Source organism: Sphingobacterium sp. UME9, assembly GCF_014170215.1.
Classification (GTDB): Bacteria; Bacteroidota; Bacteroidia; order Sphingobacteriales; family Sphingobacteriaceae; genus Sphingobacterium; species Sphingobacterium paramultivorum.
This window is the reverse complement of the sequence record NZ_LZZP01000003.1, coordinates 1275607-1299179: the sequence shown is the minus strand read 5'-3', so window position 1 is coordinate 1299179 and position 23573 is coordinate 1275607. Positions and strand designations below refer to the sequence as shown.

At 41.8% G+C, this 23573-nt stretch carries 13 protein-coding genes and 1 tRNA gene; 9 read left to right on the top strand and 5 right to left on the bottom strand.

Going from position 1 to position 23573, the window contains the following annotated elements:
- Positions 1–146: 146 nt before the first annotated feature.
- The 3 genes from A9970_RS07045 to A9970_RS07035 are packed head-to-tail and all read right to left on the bottom strand — an operon-like array spanning position 147 to position 6901.
- Entirely contained in the window at positions 147–2228 is a 2082-nt protein-coding gene (locus A9970_RS07045; protein WP_182981777.1) for a RagB/SusD family nutrient uptake outer membrane protein, read from the bottom strand.
- A 13-nt stretch (positions 2229–2241) separates the two neighbouring features.
- Complete coding sequence (locus tag A9970_RS07040) at positions 2242–5454, bottom strand: TonB-dependent receptor (RefSeq protein WP_259655339.1); 3213 nt, start codon at positions 5452–5454, stop codon at positions 2242–2244.
- A 22-nt stretch (positions 5455–5476) separates the two neighbouring features.
- Positions 5477–6901, bottom strand: a complete 1425-nt coding sequence (locus A9970_RS07035) for a DUF5125 domain-containing protein (RefSeq protein WP_182981775.1) — start codon at positions 6899–6901, stop codon at positions 5477–5479.
- 613 nt (positions 6902–7514) lie between these two features.
- On the opposite strand from A9970_RS07035, the gene A9970_RS07030 reads away from it, so the two are divergent.
- The 7 genes from A9970_RS07030 (at position 7515) to A9970_RS07000 (ending at position 16865) form a co-directional block, all read left to right on the top strand.
- Complete coding sequence (locus A9970_RS07030) at positions 7515–8969, top strand: glycoside hydrolase family 30 beta sandwich domain-containing protein (protein WP_182981774.1); 1455 nt, start codon at positions 7515–7517, stop codon at positions 8967–8969.
- A gap of 22 nt (positions 8970–8991) precedes the next feature.
- Positions 8992–10203, top strand: a complete 1212-nt coding sequence (locus A9970_RS07025) for an alginate lyase family protein (protein ID WP_182981773.1) — start codon at positions 8992–8994, stop codon at positions 10201–10203.
- 256 nt (positions 10204–10459) lie between these two features.
- Complete coding sequence (locus A9970_RS07020; protein ID WP_182981772.1) at positions 10460–12112, top strand: DUF6377 domain-containing protein; 1653 nt, start codon at positions 10460–10462, stop codon at positions 12110–12112.
- A 65-nt stretch (positions 12113–12177) separates the two neighbouring features.
- Positions 12178–12642, top strand: a complete 465-nt coding sequence (locus tag A9970_RS07015) for a hypothetical protein (RefSeq protein ID WP_182981771.1) — start codon at positions 12178–12180, stop codon at positions 12640–12642.
- On the top strand, positions 12642–13568 hold the full coding sequence (locus A9970_RS07010; RefSeq protein ID WP_153844686.1) for a ThuA domain-containing protein: 927 nt from the start codon (positions 12642–12644) through the stop codon (positions 13566–13568). Before A9970_RS07015 ends, A9970_RS07010 begins: the two co-directional genes overlap by 1 nt.
- A 4-nt stretch (positions 13569–13572) precedes the next feature.
- A complete protein-coding gene (locus A9970_RS07005) occupies positions 13573–16038 on the top strand; it encodes a glycoside hydrolase family 9 protein (RefSeq protein ID WP_182981770.1) in 2466 nt (821 codons plus the stop codon).
- A gap of 29 nt (positions 16039–16067) precedes the next feature.
- A complete protein-coding gene (locus A9970_RS07000) occupies positions 16068–16865 on the top strand; it encodes a ThuA domain-containing protein (protein WP_220801533.1) in 798 nt (265 codons plus the stop codon).
- Between the two features lie 396 nt (positions 16866–17261).
- On the opposite strand, the gene A9970_RS06995 is transcribed toward A9970_RS07000, so the two are convergent.
- A tRNA-Ser gene (locus tag A9970_RS06995) sits at positions 17262–17351 on the bottom strand.
- A gap of 127 nt (positions 17352–17478) precedes the next feature.
- Positions 17479–19596 (bottom strand): HD family phosphohydrolase, encoded by a 2118-nt coding sequence (locus A9970_RS06990; RefSeq protein ID WP_182981768.1) that lies wholly within the window; start codon positions 19594–19596, stop codon positions 17479–17481.
- A 149-nt stretch (positions 19597–19745) separates the two neighbouring features.
- On the opposite strand from A9970_RS06990, the gene rpe reads away from it, so the two are divergent.
- Together rpe and A9970_RS06980 are read left to right on the top strand one after the other, a co-directional pair.
- Positions 19746–20426 carry a ribulose-phosphate 3-epimerase gene (gene rpe, locus A9970_RS06985; protein WP_145326877.1) on the top strand — a complete coding sequence of 227 codons (681 nt, stop codon included), beginning with the start codon at positions 19746–19748 and terminating at the stop codon, positions 20424–20426.
- A 360-nt stretch (positions 20427–20786) separates the two neighbouring features.
- Positions 20787–23549, top strand: a complete 2763-nt coding sequence (locus tag A9970_RS06980) for a bifunctional aconitate hydratase 2/2-methylisocitrate dehydratase (protein WP_182981767.1) — start codon at positions 20787–20789, stop codon at positions 23547–23549.
- Positions 23550–23573 lie beyond the last annotated feature (24 nt).

Genomic DNA, 23573 nt, shown 5'->3' with positions numbered 1-23573 from the left:
GCAGTCGTTAACTATTGATTTTGGCCTTTGGGTGTTTAATTTTTTATGTTGTCTTTACCATCAAAGTTGACTGATAAGCTCCTTTGATGGTAAAGACAACAGTTGATTGAAATATATGGTAATATATCTCGGTTTTCTATAATTGTTTACTGCGCCGCTCCAATAACCACAGGCCATAAAGGGTTCTGAACGAGTAAACGGCCCTTGCTTTTATTGATTTCATCTTGGGGAACAGGATACCAATAATACTCTTTTACCCACCGCCGGTTTTCTACGGATGTCCGTTTGTAGAAAGAATCGGGGTCACCTAAAGGTTTTACTGTTGTGGTATTCTGACCGTAAGTTTGTTGTACATTGTCAAAACCGTTCATATTCATTCCGGTCATACGTGTCATATCACCATCAACTCCGCCTTTGTCTGGTTGATTTACGCTTACAGGATCACAGATCATCCATCGGCGCATGTCAAACCAGCGCTGTCCTTCGCCTAATAATTCAACATGTCTTTCTTGAACAATCGCTTTAAACTGTCCGGCTTTATTACCGATAACACCGGTTTTAATACCGCTTGCTTCCATTTCTGCATAACCCGGTATCCCGGCGCGTTGCCTTACTTTGTCTATATATTCGATAATTTTTGGATCGTTGGGATTAATTTCGTTGAGGACTTCGGCGTAATACAAGTAGAAATCGGCTAAACGGAACAAAATAGAAGGTCGTGCCCAGGAAGTGTAAACGGTGAATGGAGTACCTGGTGCACCGGCGACGTTAATGGAACTAATTCCTTGTGCGATACGTCTGTTTTTAAATTTATATAGTAAATACCCTGCTCTTGGCCAATTCTCGCCACCGGCGATTCCCGAAGGTTTACCGCGACCGTACCATTGATAGTATATACCATTTGGATTATTATGCTCATTTGCATGAATATGCCAACTTTTTCCATTGTAGCCCACTGTAGCATAAAACCGGGGCTCCCGGTTGGCATACATATTGAAAATGTTTTGATCCGCATGATTATTGATATGGGTAGGGTTATTGACTGTCGTGAATCCATTTTCTTTGTAATTCGATCCGGCATCATAAATCGTTTTGCCATTGCTCATAAAAAATGCGTCTACAGACTCCTGTGAGATGCCTACGTTAGCAAAATTAGTGGGGCTTGCGTAGAGATCTACGGGATTAGAACGGCGCTCCTGATTATTGGGATTGCTATAATCGTTGTATCCCGTTGCCCAAATAATTTCATCATTGTACTTTTGAAATAGTTGATAAATAGATTCATTGGGATTGATCTCCTGCACGCCGGGGTTAGCAGGATCGGCCGGATAATACTCGATATGTAATTTGTGACCGAGACCATGCGCATAGTCCAAAAATTCTTCTAGACGTTGTTTTGCGGTTTGTATCTTTTGTGGATTATAGTCTGGGAATAAACGGCTCCCATCGGGATTGACAATGGCTAAGCTTTCGGTAAATCCACCGTTAAAAAGCTTGGAAGAAGCATATACCCAGAGCTTAGCGCGCAATGCACGTGCTGCGACAAGTGTCGGACGTACCATACTGCCCGTATCATATTGATTTGTACTGACATTACTTTTGATAGTGGCAGGTAGATTTCCTGTATTGATCAACTCTGCCAGTAGGCCGTCGATGTAGTTGATCACATCATCCATCGGAGCACGGGCATAGTCGAGATTTTGATCTTCCGGATCCGCCAGATCGGTTATTAATGGTACAGGACCATACAGCTCCAGCAGGGTAAAATAGGAATAAGCAACAAAAAAGCGGGCTTCATCCTTCATGCGATCTACTTCAGCCTGAGGCAAAGCATTATTGCCTGAACCCGAGATTGCATGTGCACGTTGGATAAAGATTAATGCCTGACGGATTTGCATATATTGAGTCGCCCAACGGTGATAACCAGCATTACCAGCGGTGTAACCCGATACCATCAGATTGCGCGCAAAGTTAGCGACAATCTCTCCGGAAATGGCAGACCAGGGATTGCTCATTCTGTCGGCAGAGGATGAGTTTTTGGAATATTCAATGATACAGTTAAAGATATTTCCGTGCCAACGTCTAGTGTATGCGGCATTTTCAAATACTCCTTCAATCGTCAGGTTGTCGGCAAGTTCAGATGAGACATCCAGGTATTTCTTGCAGGACGTAGATAATGTAGTCGTCGCTATTGCGACACAGATAAGAGCCTTATTAAATATTTTCATCGTATTAAACAGATTAGAAAGTAACGTTTAAACCAAAGGTCCATGTTGAGCTGATCGGATAACGCGAACCCGAACGTTCAGTGACCTCAGGATCCCAAAATTTAACTTTATCCCAGGTGTGCAAATTTTCACCCTGTACATATAAGCGGACAGTATTTAAATGCATCTTTTTGACAAATTCTGATTTTAGTGTATAGCCCAATTCGATATTTTTGAGACGGAGGTATGACGCGTCGCGGTACCACCAGGTGCTGTTGCGTGTATTATTACCATTGTTGGCAGTACTCAATCTGGGAAACAGCACGTTTTGATTATAAGGGTCGGCAAATGTCCAGCGGTCCATCGCCTCTTCGCGCAACGCAGCGTCGTTGACCGAACGTGCGAACGGAAAAAAGTTTTCTGTTTTTCCCAATAGATTTGTCGAAAAGCGACCGGCTCCCTGGAAAAATACACCAATATTCAACCCATGCCATTCTGCATTAAGTCCAAAACCGTACACTATTCCAGGTGTAATGTTGGAAGAGAATAGACTGTTGTACGTTTGATCGTAGTTGTTAATCAAACCGTCTCCGTTCAGGTCCTTATATCGGATGTCTCCGGGAGCAACCGCAAAACCAGGGTTTGCGAGGCCCGATTTAAGCTGGTACGTTTGGGCTCCATTCGCTGGGTTGACTGTAATGTCGAAATCATCCGGAGTATATAGGCCATCGGCAATATATATAAAGGGTTTGCCGATGCTTTGGCCTGTGTAGGCTTGATAGGTATAAGACGGTGGGATTTCATCAAACTCAACGACTTTGTTTTTGGTATAAGTATAGTTTAGACGCGCACTTAAGGTGACTTCATTGACCTTTTGTGTCCCCGTTATATTCATATCGAGTCCGCGATTGTTTGTGCGTCCAAAATTCTGCATCGGAGCAACCTGCAAACCTGCAGATGTTGGCAATGTACGACGGCGCATCAAAATATCAAAACGTTCATTGTAGAAGAAATCTATGGTCGCATCGATCCGGTTTTTGAATAAGCCAATATCAATTCCTGTATTAAATTTGTTTTCCTCCTCCCACTTAAGTGTCGGGGTCGCATAGTCGCTCTCTACGATACCAGCACCGGGACTTCCTGAACCCTGCCCGTCGCCTACACCAGCACCGCCGGTCCAGGAAAAGTTATAACCCGCGGCTCCTTCATTCAGTTTTTCTCGATAAGGGAAGCGCGAAAGATCATTTGCTAGTACATCATTTCCCGTTTTACCATATGATACCCGAAATTTCAATTTACTGACGATTTGCTCCAAAGGCTCCCAAAATTTTTCGTGGCTTACCCACCAAGCACCTCCTATGGAAGGAAATAGACCCCAGCGATTGCCCATGGCGAAGTTCTCACTTCCAGTCATTCCCATGCTTGCTTCAAGTAGGTAACGACCATCATAGCCATAGGTACCACGGGCAACAATAGACTGTTTACGGTAAGGAAGCATTTCCAGACCATTGCCTCGATTTTGGTATTGTTTTTCCTTTTGGTTATAGAGGACTAATCCCGATACATCATGTTTTCCCAGTGTACGTTTGTAATCCAGGGCTGTTTCCAGATAGATATTGCGTTCTCCTGAACTTCCTGCTGCCGCGGGATTGGAAAGTGCTGCACCACCACGAATCTGGCTAAAGACGAGATTCCCGTTTGCATCCCTTGAATTGGCATAATAGGATCTTGCCTCTTTAGTGCGGTTGGTACGACCCTGTGAGAGGTTGTCGAAACCAACTGCCCCACGCCAGGACAATCCTTGGGTAATCACATCCAGCGCTTGTGTCAAGTTGATTTTGGATTGTAAGGTCACTTCTTGATTTCGGCTATACCCCATGTTGTTCAGTAAGTTGTAGGGGTTGGCTCGCTCCCCGGTTCCAACTGATCCTGCAGAGTAGATCGGATGTTCGGCAAAAGTACCATCTGAATAGACCATTGGAAACAAATAACGTGGCGCCAAGGTGATAATGCTCCATAGGTTATCCGCTGTTTGTATCGGTGCATTTTGTTTAACAAAGAAACCTGCTAGATCGACTGACATTTTTGTTGTCGAAGTCAAGTCCATGTCTATATTGGAGCGTAGGTTGAAACGTTCGTATTTTAGATTCGCATTGTAATTTTCGACCGTATGTGAATTGTAAAGACCGTCTTCCGTATAGTAGGCTCCTGAGGTGAAAAAGCGGACACGATCACCACCGCCACGGAAATTTATTGTATATCTTGAAACATTCGTATTTGGTTTTAAAAGATCCAGCCAATTGGTATTTGGATATAAATCCGGGTCGGCTCCTGTTAAGTATTTTTCTAGCGTTTTATCGTCGTAAGTTGGTAACCAGCCTGAGGTTGGATTTCCTTTTTCGTTCCAGGTTGCTTCATTATACAAGCTTAGGGTTCGATACGAATCCAGTGAACTGGGCAAACGTAGTGGCTTACGGATAGCATGCTGTAAATCGGTGGAAATAACTGTCTTCTGTGGCATACCCCGTTTTGTGGTAATCAGTACCACGCCATTGGCACCCTCTGCTCCATATACTGCTGTAGCTGAAGCATCTTTAAGCACGGAGAACGTCTCGATATCTTCTACGGGTATGTTGCTCATATCGGATTTGCTGCGCGGTACACCATCAATAATAATCAGCGGGCTAGTACCACCAGCAAAAGAGCTTACCCCACGGATCCAAAAATTCGAGTCATCGTATCCTGGTTCTCCCGAAGGCTGTATCGCAACAATGCCCGGGACCTGCCCGGCAATGGAGTTAGATAGTGAACGTCCTGTAACCGCGAGATCTTTAGCGGTGATGGTGCTGATCGAGGCCACCAGACTTTCTTTTTTTTGTTTACCAAAGCCTACGACGACAACCTCGTCCAAATTGGATGCACTCTCTGTCAAACGGATGTTGATCGTGTTTTCTTCGGGTTTTAAGATATGTTCTTCTGTAATATACCCTACATAAGTAAATACAAGGGTATTTCCAGGTGCAGCCTGTATGCTATATTGTCCTGAGGCATTGGTATTTGTTTTTGCTGTTTGGTTTTTGACAGAAACAGTGACACCAGAGACCGGATTTCCTTTGCTATCCGTAATAAGACCTGATACTTTTGCCTGTTGTGCAAATAAGCCAAAAGGGGCACAAAGTAGGGAGAGGGATAGCAGATTTCGGTGCATAAAGCGGGTGCTAGTTGCAAATATTATTTTTTCGCTCATCTTCATAATTTTGTGATCGTCATTATTCTAGGGTAATGGTTACTGCGGCAGGAGACACCTTGGTATCTAAAGTGAATACATAGGTGCGATTTACGCCCAATGAGCGGTTGCTACCCGTCGAAATGATTGGCGCTCCTTTGCTCAGATTACCACTGGCAGTTTTTAACTCAAAACGTGCCGATCCTCCTGCAGAAGTTGGTTGTCCAGGATTACCATATAAGGTTTGTACTAAATTGAGCGCAAAGTAATTGTCAAAGGACCGGCTGTTTTGATAGAATGCTATACCAGCAGTACTTCCCGAAACATTGCTTAGAAATAGATTTTGACCAGCGATTAGTTTAATTTGATAGATACCATTTCCAAGCGGTGCCATGGCAACATTCTTTTCGGGATTCCATAATGCCCCATTAGTCGTCGCCGAAGGAATACCAAACCGTTCAGCAGGTGAAGATCCTGCCTGATCTCCAATGCCACCGTTTATCCATACAGCCCCGGTTTTACTTATAGGATCAAAATCGGCCAGCATATTCCCCTGCATAGGTTCAATCTTAAAATATTTTAATGCCTGATGGGCCGTTATACGATACTTGCCATCAGTTGCCCTAAATTTGTAGGAGCCATCTCCATTGTTGGATAAAAAGCTTGGGTCAATCCACCAATTCGCAATATCAAGTATACCATCTAAGCTAATGGATTGATTTTGTTTGAATTCGGTCTCTATGACCGCTATACTGTTTACGAAATTTGGAAAATCAATCCCCCCGAATGCTGGTTTTAGAAAAGGGGAGCCTTCAAAACTGCGCGTATCAAATGAGACGGTAAAGACGGTGCCAGGCGCCCGAACAATTTGAAATGGAATAGAATCTTTATCGGTGGCATAAGCACTGATCTCAGTTCCGCCAAATAAAAGGGTGTTTCCATTTTTCCCGTAAGCAGGGGCTTCAATCAAAGCATTCAGTTTTGTATTTGGGAAAGCTGCACTGACTGCGTATTTATAGGATTCTCCGGGTACAGGCTCCATTCGGTAATTTCCATATGCAGTTTTGAGTGTCAAATAAGGGAATTTAGGTCGGGTGACTTGAATTGGAGCCATAACTGTGCTGTAGTTAAAATTCTTATTTTTCACCATAAGTTGTATTTCTGCTGGACCATCCGCGATTCCTTTGGTAAAAGGTATTTTTAATCTGTTGCGGTAGCTTCCGGCTTCTTTCGCTGGAATGATGCTTTCTGCGATCTGTTCGCCATTCCGGAAAAAAGTCGCTTTGATGGTATTGATCGGATACTCCCCCTTAATTGTAATATCCAATGGAATGCTGTCACCCAAATAAGCTACTTCGGCCGTTTGGTACGAAGTAATACCCGGGGTGTCAATTTGGATGTCTTCTTTGCAGGTATAGAGAGCCGAGGATACCCCCAGTATCAGAAAAAGTTTGGTTTTTCTTCTCATGACATGTGTTAATTGATTATTTTATTCAGTTTATCTTAGGTTATATACAAGCTGTAGTAACAGCCTTCTCCAGGATGTTATGGTTCCTTAATTCTCATATGGATGTTATAGGTTTGCGTTTAAAAATTGGCTATTTGTATTTCGGGTGACAGTGCTGTTGACCTGAAAGTATTTTGCAACGGTTATGATACAAAACTAATGGTCTCGAAAATGAAATGGAGATGAACTAAAACAAAAGTGAGATTTTCTTGTTGTTGTTTTCTGTTTAATGTTTTGTTTTTTAGGTTGTTGTGTTTTGTTTGATTTGAAAAAGAAGTAGTGATTAGTGAGGTTTGACCTTTAAATAAAATAGTTTGGACTAAATTCCAATACGTGGATTTTTTGTTGGTCGTAGCTAAAAATAAATACTGTGATCTACTTTTTTTTGGCTTGATTTAATATTTAAACTACTTGTAGTAAGTTGCTTATGTTTAATTTTTAAGACTGGTTTTCTCATTTTTTCTTAGGTCTATATGTTGAAGGTTCCTGAAATGATAAATTTGCCTGCAACGGATTGACTTAAACTTCTGTGTCAATCAATAATATCAATTTTAAACCTCGATAAAACTAAAAAATGAAACAACGCAATTGTCGTTTACTGTCATTACTGATTTCGTGCCTATTTTATTCTTTTGTACAGGCCTCACCCGGACGTGCCAAGGATCAAGTTGACTTGTATGTGACCACGCAGGATAAAAAACAAGATTTGAAGAGTATACGGATCGATGCAAGGGTACAAAAAGATGTAGTTACTACGATTGTGCTAGATCCAAAGATCCGTTTTCAGCAAATGGATGGTTTTGGAGCCGCAATAACGGGATCTACCTGTTACAATTTGATGCAGATGCAGAAAAAAGATCGTCAGCGTTTTTTAAACGAAACTTTTAACCCCCAAAAAGGTTTTGGTCATAGTTATATACGGATTTCCATTGGCTGTTCAGACTTTTCGCTCAGTGAATATACCTGTTGTGATGAGGAAGGGTTGGAGCATTTTGCTTTACAGAATGAAGAATTGCATTATGTTTTACCGGTGTTAAAAGAAATTTTAAAGATTAATCCCGATATCAAAATTCTTGGATCTCCATGGACGAGTCCACGTTGGATGAAGGTTAACAACCTCGTTGATCTGCTTCCATTTAACTCCTGGACTAGTGGTCAGTTAAATCCCCGTTATTATACAGATTATGCTAAGTATTTTGTTAAGTGGATTCGTGCATTTGAGGAAAACGGGGTGAAGATATATGCAATAACGCCGCAAAATGAACCGCTTAATAGAAAAAATTCAGCGTCTCTGTTTATGGGGTGGATGGAACAGCGGGATTTTGTGAAAAGCTTGGGAGCGGAGATAGCATCCGCTGGTCTCCATACAAAAATATATGCGTTTGATCATAACTATAATTACGATAACATGAAAGATCAACAGGGGTATCCTCTACATATTTATGCTGATAGCCTTGCTTCGAAATATCTTGCCGGTGCGGCATATCATAATTACGGGGGTAAACGAGATGAGCTGTTGCGCATACATGCTGCCCGTCCTGATAAAGGGCTTCTATTTACCGAAACCTCCATCGGCACCTGGAATAAGGGACAGGATTTTGCTTTGCGTCTGATCGAAGATATGGAAGAGGTAGGTTTGGGGACGGTAAATAATTGGTGTAGCGGAGTTATGGTTTGGAATCTGATGCTGGATTCGGACAGGGGACCATGGAGAGAAGGAGGATGTAAAACCTGTTATGGCGCGGTAGATATTGACCGTAAAAACTATAAATCAATTTCCAGAAACTCTCATTACTATGTCATTAGTCACCTCTCCGCTGTTGTGAAACCGGGAGCGACACGTATTGGGACGAAGGCTGTAGCAGCAGATGGACTTATACACGCGGGATTTCAGAACAGTGATGGTACGATGGCTCTGGTGCTGTTAAATAAAACAGCAATGGAAAAAATCATTACCATCTCGGATCAAAGAACACAATTCACCTATACGGTACCACCTAAATCGGTCGTTTCCTATCGTTGGGACTAACACGCTCATAAAACTAGTAGATATGATAATACGAATATACACGACAGCACTTTTTCTTTTCCTCATGAACTTTGGGCTGTCTGCACAATGGCTGTGGAATAAAGAACGAATGAACTTCGTAAAAGATCGTCTGGAGACCACAGCTTATAACCCGGCTTATAAAAAATTGCTAAAGCAAGCAGAGGAGGCCATGTTGAGACCAGTGTATTCCGTTGTACACAAAGAAGCGATTGCGCCGAGTGGAGATAAACACGATTATGTAAGCCTAAGCAGGTACTGGTGGCCTAATCCAGCTACAGCAAATGGGTTGCCCTATGTGAATAAAGATGGTCAGTCCAATCCGGAGTTAGGTAAATATGACCGCGAGGTGCTGGGCAATATGTGTGCAGATCTGAATACGCTTTGTCTGGCTTTTTTTTATAGCGCTGATGAAAAATATGCCAAAAAAGCGGTGCTGCTACTACGGACCTGGTTTTTGGATAGCGATACGCGCATGAACCCTAATTTGGACTACGCCCAATTTATCCCGGGTAGAGATGACTCTAAAGGCCGACCGGAGGGATTAATTGACAGTTATTCGTTTGTGGAAATGCTAAGTAGTATACAGCTGCTGAAAACATCCTCAAGCTACAGCACACAGGATGATAAGAGCCTAAAACAATGGTTTGGCGAATTTGCACATTGGATGCAGGAAAGCAAACAGGGCGTAGCAGAAAGAAACGCGAAAAACAACCATGCTACAGCTTATGACGCTCAGCTAATGACCTATCTGTTGTTCTCGGGAGATGAGCAAGCAGGGCGAGAAATAATTGCAGATTTCCCTAAAAAGAGAATCTTTGCCCAGATCGAACCCGATGGAAAACAGCCGAATGAGCTGTGGCGCACCTTGTCTTACCATTATTCGCAATACAATCTGACTCATATGCTGGATGTATGTGAAACCGCAAGGACATTGGGTATTGATTTGCTTGGCAAAAGCTCCGGTGATGGACGTTCAATTCTGAAAGGGGTAGATTACCTAACCACATTTTTGGGGAAAAGTGTAGCAAGCTGGCCTTACAAGCAGATTAGTGGCTGGGAGGCCAAGCAACAGGATATATGCCGTGATCTGATTCGGGTTTTAGCGCTCGATTCCAGCCAGAAACAAAACCGGGTTTTATACCGACGTTATGCCAAGGAAGATAAGACTGATCGCTTGCGACTTCTGTATGGAGCAGACGATTTGATAAATTAAAATACGCAGCTTCTGATCTTGCGGACACCTGTATTTTAAAACCTAAAAATACAGGCGCATTAGAGAGAGTTAGCGGGAATGAGCCGATTATTTTCGGTTCTGAATAGAAGAAGATAACAAACACAATCGATAGAATTTGGTAAAATTGCTATATTTAATCATTCAATCCAACCTATAAACACCTTAAATATGTTTTTCATCGAAATGCTAAACATACGGCATGGCCATGGCTGGATGATTTTAGTAACCAATTTATATGAAAATAAACCTGTTGACTATCGTATTGTGTATTGTAACCAGTTCTGTTGTCCATGCGCAAAGTGGGATAGATTCGCTATTGCAAGTGCTGGATCGTAAAATTCAGGATAAAGATCTGTTTTTTAAGCAAAAAGAAGACCGGATACTTGGTTTGAAAGCACAGCGTAATGCATTGATGAAAAGCTCAGACAAAGGTTATCACTTTAACTTTGCCCTGTTTAATGAATATAGAAACTATGTGTCGGATTCGGCTATTCACTATTTGAATATGAACAGACCTATCGCTGTAGAACTGAAAGACCAATATAAGTGGAATGAATCTACAATAGCCCTGGCAAATCTTTTTGTGGGGTTGGGGATGCATATGGAGGCCGCTGATCTATTGGGGAGTATACAATCGGCCACGCTGGAAAATGATCTAAGATTGCCTTATGCAATTGCCTATCGGGAACTTTATCTTGGTATGGGAAAATATACGCAGCATACACAGGCCAGAAGCAGCTATTGGACCCAGGCAAACCGTTTTAACGATATGGTACGCAATTTGGCACCGGCAATGTCGGAAGAGTATTTACGGACCGTAGAAAAGAAATTTCGCCTGCAAAAGCAATATGTGGATGCCCTAAAAGTGAACGATGAACGCCTTCGGCTCACGTCGCCCAACCAACTTGGCTATGCATTGGTTACATTCCATCGTTCATTGATTTACAGAGAGCAGGGAGATGTCGAAAATGAAAAAAAATATCTAGCGCTTTCGGCGCTTTCGGATATACAGCTTGCGATCAGAGATAATGCCTCTATCTCAGTATTGGCCAATATTTTAATGCAGGAGGATGATATCAATAGGGCATACCATTACATCTGTTTTTCATTGGACAATATTAAAGCTTACAATACCCGGATTCGCAGCTCGGAGATTCTCAATATTCAAGCCATTATTGATCGGGAATATCAGCGAAAAAACGAACAGAAAAGTCAGCAGCTAAAAGGACTGCTGCTGCTTGTCTCCATTTTGTCTGTTATGCTGGTGATTTCTGTTCTGTATGTGTACAAACAGCTGAAGAAAGGACGCGCCTATGCGAATAAGCTGGCTGATGCAAATCAGGAACTGGCGAGTTTTAATAGTAAACTGCATGATATGAATCAGGAACTGGCCAGCCGTAACCTGGAGGTAGCGGAAGCAAACCACCTCAAAGAAGAATATATTGCCTATTTTTTGGGCGAGTGTTCAATCTATATAACCAAGTTAGATAACTATCGGAAGATGGTAAACAAGAAAATGCAAGAAAGACAATACGAAGAGCTCGCCCGGATGACACGTGACAATTCGTTGAAAGATGAAGAATTGAAGGAATTGTTTGCAAATTTTGATAGGATGTTCATTAATCTATTCCCTGATTTTGTTGATCAGGTAAATACGTTGTTGTCCAAAGAAGAACAAATTGTTTTAAAGAAAGGTGAAGTGCTGAATACGGAGTTGCGCATTTTTGCTTTGATTCGTTTGGGTATTGTAGATAGCCTGGAGATTGCCAACTTTTTTGGATATTCTATTAATACGATCTATAATTATCGGACAAAGATGAAGAATAGATCGCGTGTATCAAGGGAAGATTTTGAAGGACGCGTGAAGGAGATCGGAGCATTTACATAAAAATTAGAACGATTTTTTAAATAAATAACAAGGCGAAAAATGAGCATTAATTATAAAGATGGAATATGAATATTAACTATATTTTTTACGTATTCCTGTTTCTGTTTTTAACAAATACAGGATATGCGCAGTTTAGGGTTACAGAAGCAACGAATTGGGATCGCTATCCGGCGGACGTTCAAAAACCGGGTTTTGGTCTCCATAAAAGCCAACGTGTGCAGATGGACGATTCAAGTGAACTTGAAGAAGTGTTACTTTTCGCCTCAGACAATGGTCACTATCCTTATTTTGATCTTTTCAAATGTTATTATGTGATCATTGGCTATTATTCAAAGGAGGTAAAATACATCTCCGAAGTTACCCTTTCTGATCAGCGTGAACTGCTCCTGGAAGACCGGAACAACGACGGAAAATTTGAATTGTACAGGCGCTATATGAAAGATGGTAAATTTTCCGTGGATAAAAATGGAAATAATTTAAAAACAGAATGGCGATTCGATCGCGTAGAATATAAAAATAATGAAAAATAATGAAAAATAATATGAAAGTGTTGCTACTGATTCTGACCCTTCTTTCAGGCTGGACAACACTGATGGGGCAGCAAAAACATAAAGCACTTATTGTCACTGGGCAAGATGGGTCGCATTGGTGGAAGGGTAGTACCGATGCCATAGAAAAAATACTTGAAAACAGTGGCCTTTTTGATGTGGATGTCGCCATAAGTCCACCATACGGTCAGGATATTTCTACTTTTCGCCCGCACTTTCGTGATTATAGCTTGATTATTTCCAATTACGGGGGGACGACCTGGAGTCAAGAAACCCGACAGGATCTGGAACAGTATATGGCCAACGGGGGAGCTCTCGTCGTCATTCACTCAGCCATTGTACCCATGGCCGACTGGCCCGAATACAACAAGATGACGGCACTGGGCGCATGGGATGGTAGAGATGAGACGGTAGGCCCCTATGTTTATTTTAAAAACAATCGAATCGTCTACGATTACAGCCCCGGTCCCGCAGGACATCATGGATTACAGCATCCTTTTGATGTGACCCATAAGGCAACAGATCATCCTATTCTAAAGGGGTTGCCTACTGTCTGGAGTCATTTCAAAGACGAACTTTATACATACCTGCGCGGTCCTGCTGAACATATGGAAGTATTGGCAACGACCATAGACGACACACGTCCACAAGGGCTAGGTCGTGAAGAACCACTGATGTGGACTGTAAACTATGGAAAGGGAAGAGTATTTGTGACGGTAATGGGACATGTGGGCAATGACCCTGAACTGCGCTATGCCATGGAATGCACGGGCTTTCAGGTTACTTTGCTGCGAGGATGTGAATGGGCCGTAACGGGCAAGGTGACGCAGGCTATTCCAAAAGATTTTCCTTCGAAAGGCGTACAGACGTTTAGAAAAGAATTCAAAGCCCCTTTCAATGCAAAATAAAGGTATGAATAAGCTACTATTACTCTTCTTTGGGATGGTCTCTTGCGCTATGGTAACCAGAACTGTGGCTCAGACACCCAAACTCACTTCAGACCTGAAGTTGAATGAAGCAATTTGGCAGAGCGGAATTCTGCACCGTCCGCTACCATTGGATACAACATTGTCTTTAGAAAATCTGGGCATGAAAAAGAAAGTTCTGCGAGCATATCAACCCAAAGGAATCACCGAGTTTGCCCGTTGGCGTCAACAGGGGGTTGGCAAAATTTTCTTCGCGAAGAAAGCGGGGCAGTTTGGTGTGGGGACTATTAAATTGCAGGTTCCGACGGTCCGCAAAGAATGGGCTCCAGGAGCGCCTGCGGATGGAGACTATGCGAACTATGGTAGCGCATCTGCCGTATTTGACCTGGCAGGAGAAAATTGGGAAAAATACAATCGTATTGTTTTTCGTATTTATCCGGATTGTGAAGGCGGCCGCAATATTCATCTAAACCTACATTATTACAATGATGGCAAACAGAAAATTCCGGACGAATATTTTCGGGAGGGAACCCACGAAATAAACCTGGTCAACAGGACATGGAATACCTGCTTTTTGGAGATCGGTGACTTACCGAGAGATCGTATAACAGGTATTGCTTTTGGGGTACCCGGCTTTGGAAAAGATCGGGTCAGTGGGGATTCGTTAAATTTTTATATCGATGGAATTGAATTACAGGAAGTCGAAAAACCTGAACGGATGCTGGGCTGGGAACCTGTCGAGGGACGCATTATCTATTCATCCACTGGGTATGATCTCCGGGGGCAAAAGACCGCGATTTTGAAGCATAACAAAGCAGGGGATGATTTGTTTAAGTTGCTTCGCGCCGAAGATAGGGCTGTAGTTTATACCGGTAAGAAGAAAAGTGTAACTACCAGTATTGGCGAATTTGATGTGTTAGATTTCAGTGATTTTACAAAGTTCGGGCAATATATCATTGCGACAGCAGGACAGGAAACCCAACCTTTTGCGATAGGTGAAAATATATGGCAAAACTCCATATGGCGTGTGCTCAACTTTATTTTTTGTGAACGCTGTGGCCACCCTGTTTCAGAGAAGCATGGTTCCTGTCATGCCGATATCGGTGCGACCTTTGATGGACTTCGTTTGGCCTATAACGGAGGCTGGCATGATGCCGGCGACCTTTCCCAACAGAGCTTACAGGCCGGAGACGTGGTATTCTCGCTGCTGGAAATGGCCAATAAGGTTAAAAAAAGCAATACCGCGCTATATCAGCGGCTTATGGAGGAAGCAGCGTGGGGAGTAGATTTTATCTTAAAAACCCGCCTTGGCAAAGGGTACAGGGCCAGTAGTGCTGGAATTGTGATCTGGACGGATGGCCTGATCGGTAATAAAGATGATATGAAAGCACGTGTCCATGATAGCCCTTTTGATAATTTTTTATTTGCAGCCTATGAAGCATATGCGGCCATGAGCATGGTTCAAGATCCTGCGCTAAGTGAAAAATTGAAAAAGACAGCGATGGAGGATTTTGATTTTGCGCTGGCCAAATGGAAGGAAACGGGTTATGATCATTTTCCCGTTTTTTGGGAACATAGCTATGGCACTTCCGAAAGTCAATTTATGGCGACGGCTTCTTGGGCTGCCAGTCAGCTTTATAAGCTCACAGGGAATATAACATACGCACAGCATGCTGTTAATTTTATGGATGAGGTATTATTGGCGCAGCGTAAGGAACCATTAGGCGATATGGACGGATTAAAAGGTTTTTTCTATCGAGATAGAACGCAGAAGGTCGTTGTGCATGCCAACCATCAATCGCGTGAGCAAATCTATGCTCAGGCCCTTGTTGCTCTCGCCGAAGGACAAGCACAGCATGTCAAACACAGGCTATGGCAACAGGCGTTGCTTGATTATGGTAGTTACCTCACAAAAATTATGAAGTATACAGCACCTTACGGCATGGCTCCTGCAGGCGTCTATCATATTGACGAAGTCCAAGACTCAGTAAGTTTTCAACGGCAGCATCTTTTTGCAGGAGCAAAAGCCAAGGATGATTATGTAGCCCAACTCAAACAAGGTGTCCAATTGGATAAATCGTATTATTTAAAGCGTTTTCCTGTCTGGTTTTCTTTCCGGGGAAATGCGGCGATTCATTTGAGCCAGGGCAAGGCGGCAGCGATATTGGGTAAATACCTGAAAAGTGAAGCACTTCTACAGATCGCACGTGAACAACTTTATTGGACCGTTGGTAAGAATCCTTTTGGACAGTCACTTATTTATGGCGAGGGCGTAAATTTTGCACAGCAATATTGTCCGCTTCCGGGTGAAATGGTCGGTGAAATGCCTGTAGGTATACAGACCCGGTACAATGAAGATGTTCCTTATTGGCCGCAGGCTAACAATGCGACGTATAAGGAGGTATGGATGACAACAGCAGGAAAGTGGTTATCACTAACTTCGGAATTTTAAACTTTTTAATATACTTAAACCGCATACTTATGACACAAGTGTCGAATCCGAGAAACTTGATAATCTCATGCTTAAATATCGCGTTCCTTTTCTTTATGATGATCGGGACAATAAGCACGCTATCTGCTCAAGGCCGTAATACCTTTGCTGTACTCGTACTGACTGAAAGGGGCGGACAACATGCTTCATTTACAGATACTGGATTGGAATGGTTAAAGAATACAGGGGAGAAAGACGGCTTTCACATAACAGAAATTCATGATACAGAAAAAATAACAGCGGAATACCTGACGCAGTTTAAGGTAATCATACAGTTGGATTATCCACCCTATAGATGGACAGAAGAGGCTGAAAGGGCGTTTATAGATTACATAGAAAATGGAAGAGGAGGCTGGGTCGGTTTTCACCATGCGGCATTACTGGGGGAATTTGATGGCTACAAGATGTGGAACTGGTTTTCCAACTTTATGGGTGGAATACGATTTAAAAATTACATCGCTAAAACAGCATCTGCGACAGCTTATGTCGAAGATCGAAAGCATCCCGTTATGAAAGGAGTAAATCCTCATTTTTTGATTCCCAATGATGAGTTTTATGTTTTTGATAAAAATCCAAGACCCCATGTCAAGGTCTTGGCACATGTCGATGAAGATAGCTACCAGCCCGTTTCAACGATTAAAATGGGCGATCATCCCATTATTTGGAGCAACCCTAAAGTGAAAGCCAGAAACGTATATTTTCTGATCGGCCATAGCGGATCCTTATTTGCGTCTAAAGATTTTACAACGATGTTCAGGAATGCAATTCTATGGGCCGGAAGTAAATAAAGAAGGTCAAATAACAACGGTAAGCGAGATGACTAGGGCACTTCACTTGCCTTTTGTTCGTATGTTGTTCGTACCTGCTTCGGAGCTGAACAATTTGTTTAGCAATGTTGACTAAGTATGGAACCGGCTTTTCCTGGTCGGAGACTGGTCAATATCTGTACAGCATTTGTACAATATCTGTTGATGATCCGAAGCAGGTACGAAGCAGGTACGAATAAAAGGTTTCTTGTGTAGTAATCTCCTGGCAAAGGTAATTTATGTCGTCCCTGACGAGCCGCGCGTTCTTGAACTGCCTTGTCCTCATGAACCGCTTTCTGTAGAAATTTATACTTGGTGCAGCTAGTGCTCCAAAAACAAAAAAAACGCTTTCTGATTTCTCAGAAAGCGTTTTTGTCTTGGCGGAAGAGGCGGGATTCGAACCCGCGGTACCGTTTCCAGTACGACAGTTTAGCAAACTGTTCCTTTCGGCCACTCAGGCACCCTTCCTCGTTTTGACATTGCAAACATAAGGCAATTATTTGATTCTGCAAAGTCTAAATACTAAAAAAAATGCAAAAAAAATGTAACGTTGCAATAAGCGTTTGAAATTCAATTTGTTGTTTGACAATTAAAATTACATTGTTTTTTTGCTTAAATCGTAATCTACCCGAACATGGTAGATACTTTTGAGCATTGCCTTGAAAATAACGGCAGATTCGGTGATATCTTTTAGCGTGATGTTACTATTATTGAACTGCCCCCGCATCAATTTATGTTCGATAATTTTATCGACAAGGTTATTGATCGATTCTTCAGATGGTTCTTTTAATGCACGGGATGCGGCTTCGACCGAATCCGCCATCATGAGTACAGCTGTTTCCTTGGAAAAAGGAATAGGTCCGGGGTAGGTAAATAAAGACTCGTCAACCAGTTTGTCTGGGTTGTTCTTGACAAAAACGTTATAAAAATAGTCAACACGTGTCGTTCCGTGGTGTGTGCGGATAAAATCAAGGATCACGTCAGGCAATTGATGTTTTTTGGCAATATCAACGCCTTTGATGACATGTGATATAATAATTTGTGCACTTTGTTCCGGTGAAAGCTCGTCATGCGGATTTTTTTCTGTCCTCTGATTCTCGATGAAAAACTGGGGGTTTGTCAATTTTCCGATATCGTGGTACAGGGCTCCGGCGCGGACCAACAGCGGATTCCCGCCAATTTTATAGATAGCGGCTTCGGCTAGATTAGCCACCTGTAAGGAGTGCTGAAATGTTCCCGGAGCTTTAAAAGAGAGCTCCCGCAATAACTTGGAGTTACTATTGGTAAGCTCCATGAGTGTTAGATCTGATACAATACCAAATAACTTTTCGAATGCATAGATCATTGGATAAGCTAATAAGGTAATCATCACGCTTACGAAAAAGGGAAGAAGGTCAGACCAGTAAATGGTGTCTATAGATCCATTTCTCGTGACGACCAAGCCAATGTAAGCAATCCAATAGGTACCGAGGATAATAGCAGAGGAAATGAACAGCTGCTCTCGTTTAACCAATGTTTTAATACTATAGATCGCAACTATCCCCGCCATAAATTGCAAAAAGACGAACTCAAAACTATTCGGTACAAAAAGACCTGCCAGCAGAACCATCAACAGATGTATATTGAGTGCAACACGCGTATCAAAAAGAATACGAATAATAATGGGGACGGCACAAAATGGGATGTAATAGAGATTGGGGATTTTGATTTTGATGGCCCAAGATAGGACAGCGAGCATACCAATGATCACAATCATGATAATGACCAGCAACCTATTGTTAAAATAGATGTCCTTACGGAAAAGAAAAAGGAATACCATCAAAATAGACAGGGCGAGCGAGATAATCAGAAATTGCCCCAGGGTCACATAGTTTTGATTTCCGCTGATCTTGCCTTCATCTTCATATACCTTACGAAGCGACTCGAGTTTCTGGTACGTCTCATTGGATATGATTTTCTCCTTTTCAGCGATCAGTTCTCCTTTTTGGACCACACCGCGCGTAGCCGATATGTTTGCAATGGCATTTTGTTCTAAAGCTTCTGTTTGTTGATCGTTGTAGATGTAGTTAATGGTAATGTAATTTTTTAAAGTTTCCTCCAGCCAGCTCTTTTGCTTTATCTTGGTCAATTTGGGCATAATTTCATCCATATAACCATAAGAGCTTTCGATGGTGTAACAGTCGGCCGTGTTTTTTTGGCTGGCAACTTTGTCCTGGATCAGTGTAAAGTTGTAATGCTTGGAAGCTGGAGATTTGTCATTGCTGCGGTTCTGAAACCGATTGTTCAATGACAGAATGCCTTTGCCATAAAGATGGCTTAAGATGGCATTACCGGCATTTCTATAATCTATTATATTTTCATGCGTTGTATCCAATTTGCTGCTTTGCCACTTTTCGGCCAGATCCGTGTTGAACTGATCAATTTGCTCTTTGCTTGTTGTCGTATTGGCATTATAAATCGGTTGAATCGTGTTTAAGATACTTTTCTTGTCCGCATTCAATTCCTCCTGCGTTTTTAATATGGCAAAATTATAGGGTGATATCAGATTCTCATGATTCCATACTTTTCCCTTTTGGAATTCATAGCGAAAACGAGGCTGTTTGGGAAGGAATATACAGATCAGAATAATGGTGATAAGTATTAATCCAATTTTTCGGACGAGGTTCTCCGTTGTATTTAATTCTCTTCTGTATTTTATTTTTAGTCTTCCCACGGTAAGCTGTATTTTATTATCATGTTAATATACAAATGTAATTATAATTATTTTCTGCAGCTTCAGCCAATTGTCGTTTATAGGTATTAAATCGGGTAAACGCTGTGATGGACAAAAAATACTTGTTATCTTTGCAAAAAAAATACAACATGTCAACAAAATCACATCTAATTGCACCATCCGTTCTTGCTGCAGACTTTGCAAAATTATACGATGATATCATCATGGTAAACAACAGTGAGGCAGATTGGTTTCATATTGATATTATGGACGGCGTTTTCGTTCCAAATATCTCTTTTGGATTTCCAGTTATGCAGGCTATTGCAAAACATGCTGCTAAACCTTTGGATGTACATTTGATGATTGTTGATCCAGACCGTTATCTGCAGGTGTGTAAAGACTCGGGTGCAGCGATCATTACCGTGCATTACGAGGCCTGTACACATTTGCATCGTACATTGGCTGCTATTAAAGAATTGGGCTGTAAAGCAGGCGTTGCATTGAATCCACATACGCCAGTAGCACTTTTAAAAGATGTTCTTGCGGATCTGGATTTGGTTTGTATCATGTCGGTTAACCCAGGTTTCGGCGGCCAGAAATTTATTCCAAATACCTATGCCAAAGTACAGGAACTAAGGGCCATGGCACAGGGAGTGAATGATGGTCTGCTGATTGAAATCGATGGGGGAGTAACGACTGCGAATGCAGCGCAGTTATTGAAAGCCGGAGCAGATGTGCTGGTGGCAGGTTCATTTGTATTCAACGCGACAGATCCTCTGGAAACCGTGAAAGCATTAAAAGACATTGATATAACTGTAGAAAGTATATAAAACGAAAAGGTGATTTAATAATATAAATCACCTTTTTTTTTGAAAGAAATAAATACAATATAGCGGATTTCAAAAAAAGATGGCAGGATTGCATAAATGCTGTTTAGAACAATTCCAAATTGATTTAAATAAATGGAATGCATGCGTTTAAAGTTGGATTTTCACTATTTTTGTAATTAGTCATACAAGTTGATTTACGACAAATAGATCAGCTTCAAAACATGAAGTGGAAGGGCTAATTTGTGATTTGTCAGGGAGGACCTGATAGATGGCGTATTAGCTTAATTATATTACAGACATGGTGGTGTAGAAAGACATAGGTGTTTTTATGCTGCCCATAAAATAGAAAGATAGATATCTATGAGTATTTACAACGATTACGTACAAGAGGTTGTAGAACGAGAAGGTCAAGGATTACATCCTAAGCCTATTGACGGAGCAGAATTACTAAGTGAGGTAATTGCTCAGATTAAAGATTTAAACAATGAAAATAGAGCTGAATCTTTAAGATTGTTTATTTACAACACGTTGCCGGGTACTACGCCAGCAGCGGGTGTTAAAGCACAATTCCTAAAGGAAATTGTTTTGGGTGAATCAGTTGTTGCTGAAATTACACCTGATTTCGCTTTTGAATTGTTGTCACATATGAAGGGTGGTCCTTCAATCAAGGTTTTATTGGACCTGGCTTTGGGTACAGACCTAGCTATTGCAAAACAGGCGGCTGAGGTTCTTAAAACACAAGTTTTCTTATATGATGCGGATACCGCTCGTTTGAAAGAAGCTTTTGAACAAGGCAATGAGGTCGCAAAAGATATTTTAGAAAGCTACGCAAAAGCAGAGTTTTTTACAAAACTGCCTGAGGTTGCTGAGGAAATTCAGGTGATTACTTTTATCGCTGGTGAAGGTGATATCTCGACAGATTTATTGTCGCCAGGTAACCAGGCGCACTCGCGTTCAGATCGTGAATTACATGGAAAATGTATGATCACACCTGAAGCACAGCAACAGATCGTTGAGTTACAGGCGCAACACCCTGGTAAAAGTGTCATGTTAATTGCTGAGAAAGGAACAATGGGTGTGGGGTCATCTCGTATGTCGGGTGTCAACAACGTTGCATTATGGACGGGTAAACAAGCGAGTCCTTATGTTCCTTTTGTGAACATCGCACCAATTGTAGGCGGTACAAATGGTATCTCACCTATTTTCTTGACCACAGTGGATGTGACCGGAGGTATCGGTATTGACCTTAAAAACTGGGTGAAGAAAGTGGATGAAAATGGCAACGTAATCCGTAACGAGAAAAATGAGCCAATTCTTGAAGAAGCTTATTCTGTCGCTACAGGTACTGTCTTAACGATCAATACCAAGACTAAAAAATTATATAATGGCGAGCAGGAGCTGATCGATATTTCCAAAGCTTTGACTCCACAAAAAATGGAATTTATCAAAGCGGGTGGTTCTTATGCGATCGTTTTCGGTAAAAAGATCCAGACTTTTGCCGCTGCTGCGCTGGGAATTCAGGCACCTACAGTGTTTGCTCCATCAAAAGAAATCACGATTGAAGGACAAGGTTTGACTGCTGTAGAGAAAATTTTTAATAAAAATGCGGTTGGTGTAACTCCAGGTAAAGTGTTACATGCCGGTTCTGACGTTCGCGTTAAAGTAAATATTGTTGGTTCTCAGGATACAACAGGTTTGATGACAGCGCAGGAGCTTGAAGCAATGGCTGCGACTGTAATTGCACCTACTGTAGACGGCGCTTATCAATCGGGTTGTCATACGGCATCGGTTTGGGATAAAAAAGCACAAGCGAATATTCCAAAACTGATGAAATTTATGAATGACTTTGGATTGATCACAGCACGTGACCCTCAAGGTGTATATCATTCGATGACAGACGTTATTCATAAGGTATTAAATGATATTACAATTGATGAATGGGCGATCATTATCGGAGGCGATTCACATACCCGTATGTCTAAAGGTGTTGCTTTTGGAGCTGACTCTGGTACGGTGGCGCTAGCTTTAGCGACAGGCGAAGCTTCTATGCCAATCCCAGAATCGGTAAAAGTTACATTTAAAGGCAGTATGAAAGAACACATGGATTTCCGTGATGTGGTTCATGCTACACAAGCACAGATGCTGCAGCAATTTGCTGGCGAGAACGTTTTCCAAGGCAGAATTATTGAAGTTCATATCGGAACGCTTTTAGCCGATCAGGCATTTACTTTTACTGACTGGACTGCAGAAATGAAGGCGAAAGCTTCTATTTGTATTTCACAGGATAATACATTGATCGAATCATTGGAGATCGCTAAAAACCGTATCCAGATTATGATCGATAAAGGCATGGAAAACAAAAACAACGTTTTGCAAGGCTTAATTGACAAGGCGAATAAACGTATTGAGGAAATTAAATCTGGTGCTAAGCCTGCTTTAACTCCAGATACCAATGCGAAATATTATGCAGAAGTTGTTATTGATCTGGATATCATTGAAGAACCAATGATTGCTGACCCGGATGTGAATAATGCGGATGTTTCCAAACGTTATACACACGATACAATTCGCGACCTTTCGTACTACGGTGGAAACAAAAAGGTAGACTTAGGTTTCGTCGGTTCTTGTATGGTTCACAAAGACGATTTGAAAATTGTATCGAAGATGTTGAAAAACATTGAACAGCAAAAAGGTGTCGTTACATTTGAAGCTCCTTTGGTCGTTGCAGCTCCAACGTACAATATCATTGATGAACTGAAAGCTGAAGGCGATTGGGAATTCTTACAAAAATACTCTGGATTTGAATTTAGCGATGCTTTGCCAAAAAGTACTGCACGTACTGAATACGAGAACATTATGTACTTGGAACGCCCGGGTTGTAACCTTTGTATGGGTAACCAGGAAAAAGCAGCTAAAGGTGACACGGTAATGGCTACTTCAACGCGCTTGTTCCAAGGACGTGTTGTTGAAGACAGGGATGGTAAAAAAGGGGAGTCTTTATTAGCATCAACTCCAGTTGTTGTTCTTTCAGCGATCTTGGGTCGCATTCCGAATATCGAAGAATATAAAGCTGCTGTGGAAGGCATTAACTTAACAAAGTTTGCGCCTATTCCAACAAAATAATGAGTGATTAGGGTTTAGTAACTT

What these genes read in the sequence shown, in the direction of transcription:
- A9970_RS07040 (WP_259655339.1), bottom strand. Translation starts at nt 5,454, where the DNA reads ATGAGCGAAAAAATAATATTTGCAACTAGCACCCGCTTTATGCACCGA.
- A9970_RS07010 (WP_153844686.1), top strand. Translation starts at nt 12,642, where the DNA reads ATGAAAAATAATATGAAAGTGTTGCTACTGATTCTGACCCTTCTTTCA.
- A9970_RS07025 (WP_182981773.1), top strand. Translation starts at nt 8,992, where the DNA reads ATGATAATACGAATATACACGACAGCACTTTTTCTTTTCCTCATGAAC.
- A9970_RS07015 (WP_182981771.1), top strand. Translation starts at nt 12,178, where the DNA reads ATGAATATTAACTATATTTTTTACGTATTCCTGTTTCTGTTTTTAACA.
- A9970_RS07005 (WP_182981770.1), top strand. Translation starts at nt 13,573, where the DNA reads ATGAATAAGCTACTATTACTCTTCTTTGGGATGGTCTCTTGCGCTATG.
- A9970_RS07030 (WP_182981774.1), top strand. Translation starts at nt 7,515, where the DNA reads ATGAAACAACGCAATTGTCGTTTACTGTCATTACTGATTTCGTGCCTA.
- A9970_RS07045 (WP_182981777.1), bottom strand. Translation starts at nt 2,228, where the DNA reads ATGAAAATATTTAATAAGGCTCTTATCTGTGTCGCAATAGCGACGACT.
- rpe (WP_145326877.1), top strand. Translation starts at nt 19,746, where the DNA reads ATGTCAACAAAATCACATCTAATTGCACCATCCGTTCTTGCTGCAGAC.
- A9970_RS07000 (WP_220801533.1), top strand. Translation starts at nt 16,068, where the DNA reads ATGACACAAGTGTCGAATCCGAGAAACTTGATAATCTCATGCTTAAAT.
- A9970_RS07035 (WP_182981775.1), bottom strand. Translation starts at nt 6,901, where the DNA reads ATGAGAAGAAAAACCAAACTTTTTCTGATACTGGGGGTATCCTCGGCT.
- A9970_RS06980 (WP_182981767.1), top strand. Translation starts at nt 20,787, where the DNA reads ATGAGTATTTACAACGATTACGTACAAGAGGTTGTAGAACGAGAAGGT.
- A9970_RS07020 (WP_182981772.1), top strand. Translation starts at nt 10,460, where the DNA reads ATGAAAATAAACCTGTTGACTATCGTATTGTGTATTGTAACCAGTTCT.